The 13,836-nt window shown below is 31.5% G+C and carries 13 protein-coding genes; 10 read left to right on the top strand and 3 right to left on the bottom strand.

Features of this window, described 5'->3' with window-relative positions; all coding sequences use genetic code 11:
- Window positions 1-126: 126 nt before the first annotated feature.
- The 9 genes from HV819_RS08815 to HV819_RS08775 all read left to right on the top strand — a co-directional run bounded on the left by HV819_RS08815 (window position 127) and on the right by HV819_RS08775 (window position 8,984).
- Window positions 127-1,992, top strand: coding sequence for a BglG family transcription antiterminator (locus tag HV819_RS08815; protein WP_154540931.1), 1,866 nt, complete (start codon window positions 127-129; stop codon window positions 1,990-1,992).
- 9 nt (window positions 1,993-2,001) lie between these two features.
- Window positions 2,002-2,448 carry a transcriptional regulator GutM gene (locus HV819_RS08810; RefSeq protein ID WP_154540933.1) on the top strand — a complete coding sequence of 149 codons (447 nt, stop codon included), beginning with the start codon at window positions 2,002-2,004 and terminating at the stop codon, window positions 2,446-2,448.
- Window positions 2,449-2,462: 14 nt separating this feature from the next.
- The gene (gene srlA / locus HV819_RS08805; protein WP_154540935.1) at window positions 2,463-3,023 is read left to right on the top strand and encodes a PTS glucitol/sorbitol transporter subunit IIC; all 561 of its coding nucleotides are present in this window, start codon (window positions 2,463-2,465) and stop codon (window positions 3,021-3,023) included.
- Entirely contained in the window at window positions 3,016-4,017 is a 1,002-nt protein-coding gene (srlE, locus tag HV819_RS08800) for a PTS glucitol/sorbitol transporter subunit IIB (RefSeq protein ID WP_154540937.1), read from the top strand. Before srlA ends, srlE begins: the two co-directional genes overlap by 8 nt.
- Before the next feature lie 20 nt (window positions 4,018-4,037).
- Window positions 4,038-4,400, top strand: coding sequence for a PTS glucitol/sorbitol transporter subunit IIA (locus tag HV819_RS08795; protein ID WP_176270021.1), 363 nt, complete (start codon window positions 4,038-4,040; stop codon window positions 4,398-4,400).
- A gap of 1 nt (window position 4,401) precedes the next feature.
- Complete coding sequence (locus HV819_RS08790; protein ID WP_176270020.1) at window positions 4,402-5,214, top strand: SDR family oxidoreductase; 813 nt, start codon at window positions 4,402-4,404, stop codon at window positions 5,212-5,214.
- Window positions 5,215-5,331: 117 nt separating this feature from the next.
- Entirely contained in the window at window positions 5,332-6,384 is a 1,053-nt protein-coding gene (locus HV819_RS08785; protein ID WP_154540943.1) for a glycerol-3-phosphate dehydrogenase, read from the top strand.
- 11 nt (window positions 6,385-6,395) lie between these two features.
- On the top strand, window positions 6,396-8,300 hold the full coding sequence (locus HV819_RS08780) for a PTS mannitol transporter subunit IICBA (RefSeq protein WP_176270019.1): 1,905 nt from the start codon (window positions 6,396-6,398) through the stop codon (window positions 8,298-8,300).
- Window positions 8,301-8,303: 3 nt separating this feature from the next.
- On the top strand, window positions 8,304-8,984 hold the full coding sequence (locus HV819_RS08775) for a transaldolase family protein (RefSeq protein WP_154540947.1): 681 nt from the start codon (window positions 8,304-8,306) through the stop codon (window positions 8,982-8,984).
- Between the two features lie 800 nt (window positions 8,985-9,784).
- On the opposite strand, the gene yfcE is transcribed toward HV819_RS08775, so the two are convergent.
- The 3 genes from yfcE to HV819_RS08760 form a co-directional block, all read right to left on the bottom strand.
- Complete coding sequence (gene yfcE, locus HV819_RS08770; protein WP_154540949.1) at window positions 9,785-10,291, bottom strand: phosphodiesterase; 507 nt, start codon at window positions 10,289-10,291, stop codon at window positions 9,785-9,787.
- Window positions 10,292-10,385: 94 nt separating this feature from the next.
- The gene (locus tag HV819_RS08765; protein ID WP_154540951.1) at window positions 10,386-11,867 is read right to left on the bottom strand and encodes an NAD(P)/FAD-dependent oxidoreductase; all 1,482 of its coding nucleotides are present in this window, start codon (window positions 11,865-11,867) and stop codon (window positions 10,386-10,388) included.
- Between the two features lie 20 nt (window positions 11,868-11,887).
- A complete protein-coding gene (locus HV819_RS08760) occupies window positions 11,888-12,604 on the bottom strand; it encodes an MIP/aquaporin family protein (protein WP_154540953.1) in 717 nt (238 codons plus the stop codon).
- Window positions 12,605-12,803: 199 nt separating this feature from the next.
- On the opposite strand from HV819_RS08760, the gene HV819_RS08755 reads away from it, so the two are divergent.
- The gene (locus tag HV819_RS08755) at window positions 12,804-13,829 is read left to right on the top strand and encodes a M42 family metallopeptidase (protein ID WP_176270018.1); all 1,026 of its coding nucleotides are present in this window, start codon (window positions 12,804-12,806) and stop codon (window positions 13,827-13,829) included.
- Window positions 13,830-13,836: the final 7 nt, after the last annotated feature.

The raw sequence follows: 13,836 nt of genomic DNA, 5'->3' as shown, positions 1-13,836 counted from the left end.
ATATTATAATCAAAATATTAATTAAAATTTTGCTATGAACAAATGATAAGGTGAATTTCTCCTTGCGAGAAAAAGTATGTATTAATTAAATTTCAATCTGTAATACCATATAGAAAGAGGGAGGATATGATTTGGAAAAAGTTAGAAAATAGGAGTCTTTATCTAATAGAGCTTCTTGAAAGAAAGCCTATTAATGAAGATATATTATTAGATCAGTTAAAAATTAGCAAGAAAACATTATCAAACGACATAAAACAAATAAATAAAAAATTAGAGCATTGTGCTTTCATCAACATCAAACATAAGGAAATTTCCCTATATGTATATGATTATAAAAGATACAAAAAATCTTTAAATAAAATTAGAAAAGAAGAGGAAAGCTTCAATAATGAGAAATATAGACTTATTTATATTATAAAAAACTTATTTGAAAATAAGACTGTGACTATGGGGGATCTTTCATTTGAGATGATAATCTCAAAAACTACCTTAAATAAGGATATTGAGAAAGTAAATAAACTTATGGATTCTTACAATATAAGGATAGCCGGAAGACCTAATGTAGGCATTGGAATTCTTGGTGAAGAAATAGATATTAGAAACTTTGTTATAGAAAATTGTTACAATGAAATTTTTAGGCAAAATAAAGACACTAGACTTGTTTCAGAAATTATTAGAAAAGCCTTGTCCCCTTATTTAGTAGATGAGGAAACCCTTGACAGGATGAAGATATTTCTCAATGTATCCATAGTAAGGATTAGAAATAATTTTTATATTAATAGGCTTGATAAGGACTATTCATACAATCTTAAGGGCCTTATTAAAGATATAGGGGAAGATATAAAAAACAGAGTTGAAAAAGTTATAGGTCTTAAGCTAAGTGATGATGAACTTAAATTTATAACAGTTCCTTTGAGGGGAATGAGAACTCCTCTTATTATTACAAGTATTTCAGATATTGAAATAGGTCAGGATATACAAAATCTTATAAGTGAAATTTTTACATCTATTAAAAGGCAGATGGATCTTGATGTTGATCTTGGAAAAGTTACTAAGGATTTTAACTACCACATTTATTTTCTTCTTAATAGAATAAAGCTTGACTATAAGATTGATAATAGCCTAAATGAAGAAATTAAAAAAGAATATAGGGTGGCATACAAGATGGCAGAAATTGCAGCTAAAGTTATAGAAAATAAACTTGAAAAGACTGTAAATGAGTCGGAAAAATCCTACCTTGCCTCCTACTTTCAAATATATATAGTAGAAAAACTCGACCTTGTAAATAAAAATGCTTTTAAGATAGCGATTTTTACGACAGATGAGATAAATGACCTGTCTTTAAAAAGAAAATTGAAGGCAGGAGATATAAATGATGACTTATCTATTTCTATAATCGATGATATTTCTATTGACTTATCAGGCTATGATCTTCTTATTACGGATAGGGATGTAGATACTGAGATTAGTCAAATATCTGGAAAGGACATCTATAAGATTTCAAAGATTAGAGAAAGAATAGAGGACTTAAGAGAAAAGAAAAATATGATTTTAAACAATAGGTTTTTAAAGTCAGTTTTTTTAAACAACTTGGATGAAGAAAAGTTATTTTTAATTAAAGGTAAGGATTTTAAGAAAAATCTTTACTATATGCTTGATTCCTTAATTGATAAAAATCTAGTAGATGAAGATTTTAAGGAAAGAATTATAAAAAGAGAAAAGATCTCTTCAACTATATTTTCTAGGGGAGTAGCCTTTCCTCATACTAAGTCAAATAAGTTGAGTGTAGCCTTGGGAATTAATGAAAAGGACTATCCTAATTTGATATTTTTAGTAGGAGTTCCAGAAAATTTAGATGAAGTCTTGGTAAAACTTTATGATGAGATTGTTACGATTGCTAATGATGATAAGCTTGTTGAGAAAATTTCTAAGATAAAATCTTATCCAAAATTGATGGAGTTTTTTATCAAGGAAACAGAATTGTTTAGGTGAGGAGAAAAAATGTCTAATTTTGTATACTTAGGTATCTTTATACTTTCTATGTATCTTTTACAATACTTTTTTACTTTTTTACAAATGAACTCCTTTAGGGATTATTTTAATAAGTATATAAAAGATGGAAAGGTAGCTATAGGCATAAAAAAGGGAGCTATAAGGGCTGGTGCCATAGTTATGTTTTCTGTAGATGAGTTAGGAAATATTAAAAAATATGCTTATATCCATGGGGTATCGGTATTTGCTAGGTTTAAGGAAAAAGATCTATTTAGGAATGCAAATATCAAGGACTTGGATGAAGAAATTTTAAATGAATTAAAAATTGAAAAAAATATAAGACTTGCCATTTTAAATGCCAGGAACAATTTTATAAAGGCAGAAAATGGTGAAGAAATAAAAATGGAAAAATCGCCTCTACAAAAAGCTTTTGGCTTTTTTAGAAATAGAAAATAAAAAGGAGAGAATTTATGGATTTTTTAGTAAATCTTGCCCAATCATTTATTGGTTTATTTGAAATGGGTGCAGAAACTTTAGTAGGTTGGATGACTTCTATAGTACCTAAGGTACTTTTACTTTTAGTATTCATGAATGCGTTAATTGCACTTATTGGAGCTGAAAGGGTTAACAAATTTGGTAAATTATGCTCGAAAAACAAAATCTTAGCTTATGGTGTTTTACCTTTCGTATCAGCCTTTATGCTAGGTAACCCAATGGCTTTATCAATGGGTAAGTTCTTGCCTGAGGCACAAAAACCTTCATATTATGCATCAGCAGCTTACCACTGCCATACAAACAACGGAATATTTCCTCACATAAATCCAGGTGAATTATTCGTATGGTTAGGTATAGCTCAAGGTGTTGAAAAACTAGGATTATCTACAGTTCCTTTAGCTATAAGATATATGCTTGTAGGTTTAGTTATGAATTTTTTATCAGGATGGATTACAGACTTTACAACAAAATTTGTTGAAAAACAACAAAATATTAAATTAAAAAGAGCAATAGATGTGGAGGTACACAATGAATAAGATAAGGATTGAAAAAGGTCATGCAGGCTTTGGTGGTCCATTAGAAATTGGACCAGAAGGTGAAAAAAATACACTTTTATATATAACAGGTGGAGGAGCAAAACCTGAAATAGTTGATAAAATTGTTGAACTTACAGGGTGTGAGGCTGTAAATGGCTTTAAAACTTCAGTTCCAGAAGAAAATATATTTGCTGTAATAATAGACTGTGGTGGAACACTAAGGTGTGGAATATATCCTAAAAAAGGAATTCCAACTATAAATATAATGGCAACTGGAAAATCTGGTCCCTTAGCAAAATATATAACAGAGGATATATATGTGTCTGATGTTGGACTTAATCAAATAAAAGCTCTTGGAGAAAGTGAAGCTAAAAAAGCTAGTCCAAAAGAAGAAGCTAAAGAAGATAAGTCTAAAGTTACTTATTCATCAGATAAAAAGGTTTCAGAAACTCTAGCAGAACAATCTGGAAATTCCTTTATACAAAAAGTAGGTATGGGAACAGGTAGAGTTATAGATATATTCTTCCAAGCAGGTAGAGATTCTGTTCAAACTGTAATAAGTACGATCCTTCCATTCATGGCCTTTGTATCTATGTTGATAGGTATAATCCAAGGTTCAGGATTTGGTAACTGGTTTGCAAAACTTCTTATTCCACTTGCAAACAATATAGTAGGTCTTGTAATATTGGGGCTTGTTTGCTCACTTCCAGTGCTTTCAGCACTACTAGGACCTGGAGCTGTTATAAGCCAAGTTATAGGAACCTTAATAGGTAGTGAAATTGCAAGAGGAAACATTGCACCTAATCTTGCACTTCCAGCACTATTTGCTATAAATACACAAAACGCTTGTGACTTTATTCCAGTAGGTTTAGGCCTTGCAGAAGCAGAAAAAGAAACAGTAGAAGTTGGTGTAGTATCTGTAATGTATTCAAGATTTCTAATAGGTGTACCAAGGGTAATAGTAGGATACTTAGCATCATTTGGACTTTATTAGAAAAAAGATAGGGATTATTGATGAAAACAATTTATGAAAACAAAGTAAAGGCTCAAGGAGACTTGGTTGAAGAATTTGGCAGTGAAATGCTCATTTTCTTTGGCGATAATGCACCTGATACTTTAAAAGATTATTGCCATCTTATAGATATAAAAAAAGTAGATGGAGAAATTAAGGTAGGCGATTATTTTGAAGTCGATGGATTAAAAGCAAAGATTCTTGCTGTAGGAGAAGAAGCTCAAAGAAATCTTGAGAATTTAGGACATTTAACAGTTAATCTTTCAGCAAATGTTGAAGACTTACTTCCAGGGGCCATAGTTTGTGAGAGTTTAGATATTATAAAGGTTGAAATAGGATCAGAGATTAAAATAGTGGAGGAATAATATGTCTTGGTTAGGTTTAGAAAATAAAATAGTAATAGTAACAGGAGCAGCTACAGGAATTGGAAAGGCTGTAACAGAAGGATTAATAGAAGCAGGTGCTAAGGTTGTAGCATGTGATATTAATAGTGAAAAACCAGAATTTAAGGGAGAAAGTGAAAATAATCTCCTTTATCAAATCTGTGATGTTACAAAAAGAGAAGATGTGAAATCTTCGGTTAAAGCTGCAGTTGATGAATTTGGAACACTTGATGTTATAGTAAATAATGCTGGAATTAATATTCCAAGACTTCTTGTAGATCCTAAGAAGGAAGATAGCGAATACGAATTAGATGATAAGGTATTTGATAAGGTTGTAAATATCAATCTTAAAGGTTTATTCTACTGTGCTCAAGAAGCGGCAAGAGTTTTTGTTAAAGAAAATTCGGGTGTAATTATAAATATGTCATCTGAATCAGGTCTGGAAGGAAGCGAAGGGCAATCAATTTATGCTGCAAGCAAAAATGCTGTAAATTCATTTACAAGATCTTGGTCAAAAGAACTTGGAAAATATGGAATTAGGGTTGTAGGTGTAGCACCTGGAATACTTGAAGCTACTGGACTTAGAACCATTTCTTATGAAACTGCTCTAGCTTATACAAGAGGTATTACAGTTGAAGATCTAAGAAAAGGATACTCTTCAACAAAAACAACCCCATTAGGAAGAAGTGGAAAACTTTCAGAAGTAGCAAACCTAGTATCATTTTTAGCAAGTGATAGAGCATCATATATCCATGGTGTAACTATAAATGTTGCTGGTGGTAAGACTAGAGGATAACAACTTGTATTATTAAAATTTAAATAATATGACACACTTGAGACAATAGAATATAAAAAGATAAAAAGCGGATGATTTACTAAGGTTTTGCTTTTTATCTTTAATTAAGGAGTAATTATGAAAACTTTAACATTTGTAGGATGTGGAATGATGGCTTCAGCCTTATCTATACCAGCCCATGACAATGGACACAAAATAAGACTTGTAGGGACACATATTGACAAGGACATAGTAAAAGAAGGTAAAAAAAGCCAATACCATATAAGCTTAAAAAGACAACTTTCCCATGATACAGAATTTTACTATATAGAGGAATTAGAAAAAGCCCTTGATGGGGCAGATGCAGTAATATGTGGGGTTTCATCTTTTGGTGTAGATTGGTTTTTAGAAGAGGTTTATCCGAAAATAAATCCAGAAGTTCCAGTTTTATCAGTAACAAAGGGAATGATTAATAACTCTGATGGAAGCATAATAACTTATCCAGAATATTGGATGCAAAAATTAGAAGAGAAAGGAATCAAAAGAGAGATAAATGCTGTTGGCGGACCTTGTACTTCATATGAGCTTGCTGATAAGCACCAATCTCTAGTAGGATATTGTGGAAATAGGATTGAAGAATTAAAGATGTTTAGAGAAATCTTTGGCACAGATTACTACCATATTTCTTTATCAACAGATATAAGGGCAGTCGAGCTTTCAGTAGCACTTAAAAATGCCTATGCTCTTGCTGTATCCCTTTCAGTAGGTATAGCAGAAGTTGAAGAAGGTAAGGAAGGAGTAAACCACTATAATCCACAAGCAGCACTTTTTACCCAAGCAAGTCGTGAAATAGGGGAGCTTTTAGAAGTTTATAATGGGGATAGAAACCAATTAGAACTTGGAATAGGTGACTTGTATGTAACAATATATGGTGGAAGAACAAGAAAAATAGGGACTCTTCTAGGTAGGGGTATAAGCTTTGATAAAGCAATGGAAACTCTCAAAGGAGTAACTCTTGAATCAGTAGTTATAGCAAAGAGAATGGGAGAAAGTATTAATAAATTAGGAGAAGATGGAAAGATAAATCCAGAGCACTTCCCACTTCTTATGCATGTATATGATTTAATTGCAAATGAAAAGAAGGTCAATATACCTTGGGAAAAATTTAATTTAGACGATTTTGAAAATTGAGGAAGTGCAAAATGACTGAAAGTGTTGGGAAAAATAAAAATAAATTAACTACTAGCTTTCAAGAAAAGTTCCAAAAATTTGGAGGTTTTTTGTCAGGAATGGTAATACCAAATATAGGAGCTTTTATAGCCTTTGGTCTTATAACTGCCATATTTTTGGAAACAGGTTGGTACCCAAATGAAAAAATAGCTAAACTTATTTCCCCACTTCTACAATATCTTCTACCAATGATGATTGGCTATACTGGTGGAGAGATGATTTATGGTAAAAGAGGGGCAGTAGCAGGTGCAACTGTTACCCTCGGTCTTATTGTAGGTGGTGGAGATGTAGCAATGTTTTTAGGTGCTATGATAATGGGACCTTTAGGTGGTTTTATAATCAAAAAATTCGATGACTTGGTAAAAGATAAGATACCTGAAGGATTTGAAATGATTGTAAATAACTTCTCTTTGGGAATTGTTGGGGGGATTATTTGTATACTTTCATATATTTTTGTTGGTCCTTTAATGCAATCGATTACCAATATCTTGGCAGGAGGAGTTTCTTGGATTATAGATAGAGGAATCTTACCTTTATCAGCAATCTTTATAGAACCTGCAAGAGTATTGTTTTTAAATAACGTAATAGATCACGGTATAATGGCACCTCTTGGACTTGAACAAGCACAAAGTCAAGGTTTTTCATCTTTATTTATGATAATACCAAACCCAGGAATTGGTCTTGGAATACTTTTAGCATATTATATATATGCAAAAGGCGAGATGAAAGATGCAGTTCCATCAGCAATACTTATTCATTTCTTTGGTGGAATCCATGAGATATTTTATCCATTTGTACTAGCCAATCCATTCCTAATTTTAGCTGATATAGCTGGAGGAATAGCAGCTATTATAATCATGCAAATTACAAATTATGGAACAACTTATACACCATCTCCTGGATCTATAATATCAGTTTTAGCCTTAACGCCAAAGGGACATTATCTTGGGGCAATTCTAACAGTTGGAATATCATGCATTGTGACTTTTTTGGTAGCAGCATTTTTTGTTAAGAAAGCATATAAAAATTATGAAGAGCCAGATGAAGAGATTATTTTTGAAGATTTTCCAAGAACTTTTGGAAAAAAGATAAATGGACCTATTAGAAAGATTGTAGTAGCATGTGATGCAGGTATGGGCTCATCTGCTATGTCTGCTTCATCTTTAAGAAAGAAATTAAAAAATGCAGGATTAAATGTAGAGGTAATCCATTCTGCTATAGCGAATATTCCATCTGATGTAGATCTTATAGTAACTCATGTTGAACTTACAGAAATTGCTAAAAAGGCAAAGCCTAACAAAGCTCATATTTCTATATCATCATATATAAATCCTAAAGAATTCAATGATATTGAAAATCTTATAAGGAAAAATCATGAGGAAAACAAATCTTATATAATAGATGAAAAAGAAGAAGTAGTTGAAGTAAAGACAAATAACAATTCAGATATTCTGGATTTAGAAAATATAATAATAGATGAATCTATAAAGGATAGAGATACTTGTCTTAATTTAATAAATAAAAAATTTGTAGAAGGAGGCTATACTACGCCAAGATATCTAGATGGTCTTTATGCCAAAGAAGAAGAATTTAATACTAATATGGGAAATGGACTTGCCATACCACATGGTTCATTTGATTATAAGAGTGAGATACTTAAGACTGATCTTGTTCTAATTATAAATAAAAATGGTATAGAATGGAATGGTTCAAATGTCAAACTTGTAGTAGGAATAGCTGGAAAAGGCGATGAGCACCTTGATATATTGGCAAAGATTTCTACTGAATTTGATACAGAAGAAAAGGTAGATGATTTTGTAAAGATAGGTAATCCTGCAAAAATAAAAGAAATTCTTGAAAATAAGGAGAGGAAATAAGTTATGAAACTAATAATTGATGATGGAAATATCGAAAATATAAAAGAAATCTATGAATACTTCGAAGTAGATGGGGTTACAACAAACCCCTCTATCCTTGCAAAGCAAGGCAAAAATCCCAAAAACGTCTTAAAAGAGATAAGAGAATTTATAAAAGATGATGAGCTTCATATACAAGTCTTATCAAATAAGGCAAGTGATATTGAAAAAGAAGCTAGAATTATTGTGAAAGAATTTGGAGAGAATACCTTCATTAAGATTCCTTCAAACAAGGAAGGTTTTAAGGCTATGAGAAATCTTGTAAAAGAGGGGATAAATGTGACAGCAACAGCAATCTATTCACCAATGCAAGCCTTCCTTGCAATGAAAGCTGGAGCAAAATACGTAGCCCCTTATGTAAATAGGATAGATAATCTTGGCTATGATGGACTTTACACAGTAAAAAAAATCCAAAATATAATAGATACAAATGGATTTGATACAGAGATTTTAGCAGCAAGCTTTAAAAACTCAAACCAAGCCCTATCCCTTATAGAATACGGCATAGGAGCCCTAACTTGCTCAGCAGATGTAATAAGAAAATTTGTAGACGATAGAAATGTTGACAAGGCAGTTGATGACTTTGCTAAAGACTTTGAAAAATTGGATAATATAAAAAAAACCATGATAGATTACCTATCATAAAAGAAAAAGAACTGTAAGTTAAAACTTGCAGTTCTTTTTCTTTTATCTTACTAAGATACCACTTACTTAATTTTGGTAATTTGACTTAGTATCAAGTAAGTTTAAGATTCTTACTATAATTAAATATTCTATCTAACATAGGAGACTCTATGCATAAGGCCTTCATCAATTCAATCCCAATTTTGATAGAGCTTTTATTTCACTTCGTTCGATGTAAATCTTGAATTTAAATTAATTTTAGAGATTGACTATACTTTGACATTAAGTGAATAAAACATTTATTACTTCGACTGTAAGGAGAAGTCTCAGTGAAATGAATAATGTTGCTATGACAATCTTAAAACCTATATCTAATAGTTATTACATAAAAGTTTTTACTTTTCATCGATGTAATCAAAAATTTGTATACGATAGAAACGTTGATATAGTTGTGGATATCTTTTTTAAGAATTTAAAAAATTGGTGATAGCAAAAGTACTGTAGTCCAGATAAAGTATAAAAATTGTGACTATAAACTTTATATGATATTATATAGTAAACAAAGTATTGAACTAAAAAGTAGAAATAATATGAAAAATTTAAATTTGAAATTTTTACAAATATCACTAGTAATGATTGTCATTTCTTATATTATATGTTCTGCATTAGATTTTGTTTTTTTTGAATTTAGAATATTTAGATATTGGTGGATGATTTTAATAGCTATTTTTGAAATTGTAGCAATAAAAAGGGAAAAAGCTAAACTACTAAGTAAATAATACATTATTATAAGTAATTTAACTTTATTTTTTTATCCTTAATTATAGCTCTATAAACTCCCACTTCCCATCTTGGTATACTGCACAAGAGTTTGTTCCGTCTTTTGGAAGGGTGGTGGATCCTGGATTTATTACATTGATTCCATCAATATTATCCATTACTTTTATGTGACTATGCCCAAAAAGTAGGGTATCAGCTCCAAACTCTTTGGCTCTTTTCACTCTTTCATCAAGGCTTTCTTCATAGCCGTGAACTGCGTAAATTTTTACTTCACCAAAGTCTAGAAATCTTTCTTTTGTGTATATATCAGCTTCTGTAACCATACAGTCTACATCACTATCACAATTTCCCCTAATATAAATTATATCCAATCTCTTTAAAAACTCTGCCAATTCCTTTGGCTTATAAGTTTCATGGACAGGGTTTCTTGGGCCATGATATAGTACATCGCCTAAGTGTATTATCTTATCGCATTTTCCTAATTTTTCTAAGGCCTTTTTAGTATAAAAAAGTGACCCATGTGTATCAGAAATTACTCCTATTTTCATAAATCTCCTTTCAAATCTTGTATCACATTAAATTTACTTACAAATTTATTATATCAAAAAAGCCCTCGCAAAATTATTTGCGAAAGCTTTATCCTTAATCTTCTTTTTTCTCGGATTTTTTTATAAATTCATTTATATCCTTTTTGTTGACTCTTGTGATACCAGAGTGTTCAGTATCAAATTTGTTTGAATTGATTTTTTCACCTGACTCATCTTCCATAACTTCAATTACTCTATTTCTACAAAAACTTCCTTGGCAAAATCCCATTCCACACCTAGTACGTCTTTTTATTGCATCAAAGCTAAGGGTTGGTATGCCTCGATTCATTGCATCTCTTATGGTAGATTCTTTTACTTGCTCGCACCTACATACAAGTCTTTCGTCTTCTCCTAGTGGAAGGTCAATCTTTTCTTTTACCTTGTTAAAGTCTTCTAATTCTTTGTATTCTATTATTGGTTTTCTATAAGGATTATAGTCTGGATCATCTTCAAGTTCAAGTCCCAAGTCTTTTAATATTTCTTCAACTATTTTTGCAATCTCAGGAGATGAGGTTATTCCTGGAGATTGGATTCCTACTACATTTATAAAGCCATCAGTTTCAGTATTTTCTATTATAAAATCCCCTGTTGATGATGCAGGGCGAAGTCCTGTAAAGGATCTTATAAATTCTTTTAAATCAATTACATCTTTCTTTACAGATTTTTGACTTAGTTTATAGATTTCTACAAGTCTTTCTATATGGGTTCCAAGGTCAATTTCTTCCTCATCTATAGCATCAGGACCTAGTAAAAGATTATTGTGATAGGTTCTTGTTACTAGGATTCCCTTAGATTTTGGAGATGGAGTTTGAAATAGGACTTGTTTAATCCTATCTCCAGTCCCTTTTTGCATAATAAGGTATTCACCACTTCTAGGGTGGATATCAAAATCAGTTTTCGTTATCATAGAGGATACTTTAGCTCCATTAAGACCTGATGCATTTATTACGAAATGTCCCTTATAAGACTTACCATCTTTTGTTTTAAGCTTGAAAGTGTTGTTTTCTTTTTTGATATCAACTACTTCACTTTGAAGTTTAAGCTCTGTTTTATTTTCTATGGCATTTTCCATTAAGGCTATAACATACTCATAAGGAGAACAAACTCCAGCGCCCTTACAATATAGGGCAGATATGGCTTCATCTGATACATTTGGTTCAAGTTCTCGAAGTTTTTCTTTACCTATTATCTCCAAATCATCTAGTCCATTACGAATACCCATTTTATAGAGTTTTTCTAAGATTTTTTCACCTTCTTGATTAAAGGCTAAGACTAAGGATCCATTTTCCAAAAATCCAAAGTTTAGCTCTTTGTTTAATTCTTTAAACTGAACTCTTCCAGGATAGCATATCCTGCCCCTAAGTTCATCATGACTTTCTGCATAACCCCCATGAACTATAGCAGAGTTTGCTTTACTTGCTCCCATAGATACATCTATTTCTTTTTCAAGTACAAGAATTTTAAGTTTGTATCTTGATAGGCGTCTTGCTATAGATGCTCCACTTACACCAGCACCTATTATTATCAAATCATACATTTTATCTTTCTTTCTAACTATTAAAATATGAAGTTATATACTATTACTGCTATTATTGCTCCAATTATTGGTCCAACTACAGGTATCCAAGCATATCCCCAATTAGGGTCGGTTTTGTTTTTAAAAGGTAGGACTGCAAAAGCAATTCTAGGTCCTAAATCTCTTGCAGGATTTATTGCATAACCTGTAAGACCACCCAAACTCATACCTATAGAAACTATAAGACCATATACAAAAATTTTATCTACTCCTGCCATACCTGCACCATCAACATTGCCAAACCCTATTATAGCAAAAACTAAAACAAAGGTTCCAATAATTTCAGATAGTAAGTTTCTAAATGTGTTTGGAATAGATGGAGCTGTACAAAATGTTCCCCTAACTAATTCAGGATTGTCACTTGTTGCATCATAGTGGTCTTTATATAAAATATAGACCAATACTGCTCCACAAAATGCACCAGGAATTTGTCCTAATATGTAAAAAGGAACACTTGCCCATTCAATACTACCATTTAAGGCAAGTGCTATGGTTAAGGCTGGATTAAAGTGGGCTCCTGTAAGTGAACCAAATATACATGCTGGAATCATAACAGCAAGACCCCAAGCTATGGTTATTTGAATTGAACCTCCACCTTTTTGTCCACTTTTATTTAAGGAAACATTTGCAACAACTCCAGAACCTAAAAGTATCAATATCATGGTTCCGAAAAATTCACCTAATACTATATCTCTCATATACTCCTCCTTCTAAAGTATTATCCAAATATAAAAAAGCAACAAAAATAGATTCTGTTGCTCTTGCTCTTTGTATATTCGGATGTGAAAATGTTTATATTTATATTATAGCATAAATAAAAAGCTTGTTCAAATTTTTTGATAAATTTACATAAGCATATTTTTAGCCTATAATGATAACAGAAAAAAAGGAGATAATATGGAAAAAGATACAATAATTAACTATATAAAAGACTTATGTACAACACCTTCACCTACAGGTTTTACTAAAAAATGTGAAAAATATTTGATAGATGAATTTGAAAAATTAGGCTATAGACCTTATCAAAATAACAAGGGAAATGTCATAGTTCCTATAAGTGAAAAATCTAGTAATAATGATGGTTTGATTTTATCAGCTCACATAGATACCTTAGGTCTTATGGTAAGAAGTATAAAAGAAAATGGATGTTTACAGGTTACAACTTTGGGTGGTTTTCCCTTAAATTATGCAGAATTTGAAAATGTTAAAGTTTTTACGAGAGAAGGTAAGGAGTATAGTGGAGTTTTCAGACTAAATGAGGCAAGTGTTCATGGATCAGATTTCCCAAGGACTTCAAAAAGGGAATTTGAAGATATGGAAGTTGTTTTAGATGAACTTGTTAAAGATGATAAAGATGTTGAAAAATTAGGAATATTTGCAGGTGACTTTATAGCTCTTGATCCAAGATTTAAATATTCAAATGGTTTTATTAAATCCCGTCACCTAGATGACAAGGCCTCAAGTGGAGTTCTTTTAGCTCTTGCTAAGGAAATCAAGGAAAAAAACATAGAATTTAATAGAAATATCTATATGATGTTTACAGTATTCGAAGAGGTTGGTCATGGGGCTAGTGCAGGCCACCCAAAGGGCGTTAGAGATATGATAGCTGTTGATATGGGAGTTGTATATAAGGATTTAAAGACAAAAGACTTTTTAGTTTCAATTTGTGCTAAGGACTCATCTGGTCCATATAATTATGATTTAACTAATGATTTGATAAGGATTGCAAAGGATATAGATATAGACTTTGCTATTGATGTTTATCCATTTTATGGTTCAGATGCATCGGCTGCTGTAAGCACTTATGATTATAGACATGCCTTAGTTGGAGCAGGTATTTCTGCCTCTCATGGCTATGAAAGAGTCCATGAGAAAGCCCTCCTATCCTTATTTGATTTATTAAAAACTTATATCACAAAATAAGTATACA

Source organism: Anaerococcus faecalis (genome assembly GCF_013371425.1).
GTDB classification, from domain to species: Bacteria; Bacillota; Clostridia; order Tissierellales; family Peptoniphilaceae; genus Anaerococcus; species Anaerococcus porci.
Note: the sequence above shows the minus strand (reverse complement) of the source record. Positions and strands in the feature narration are given on the sequence as shown.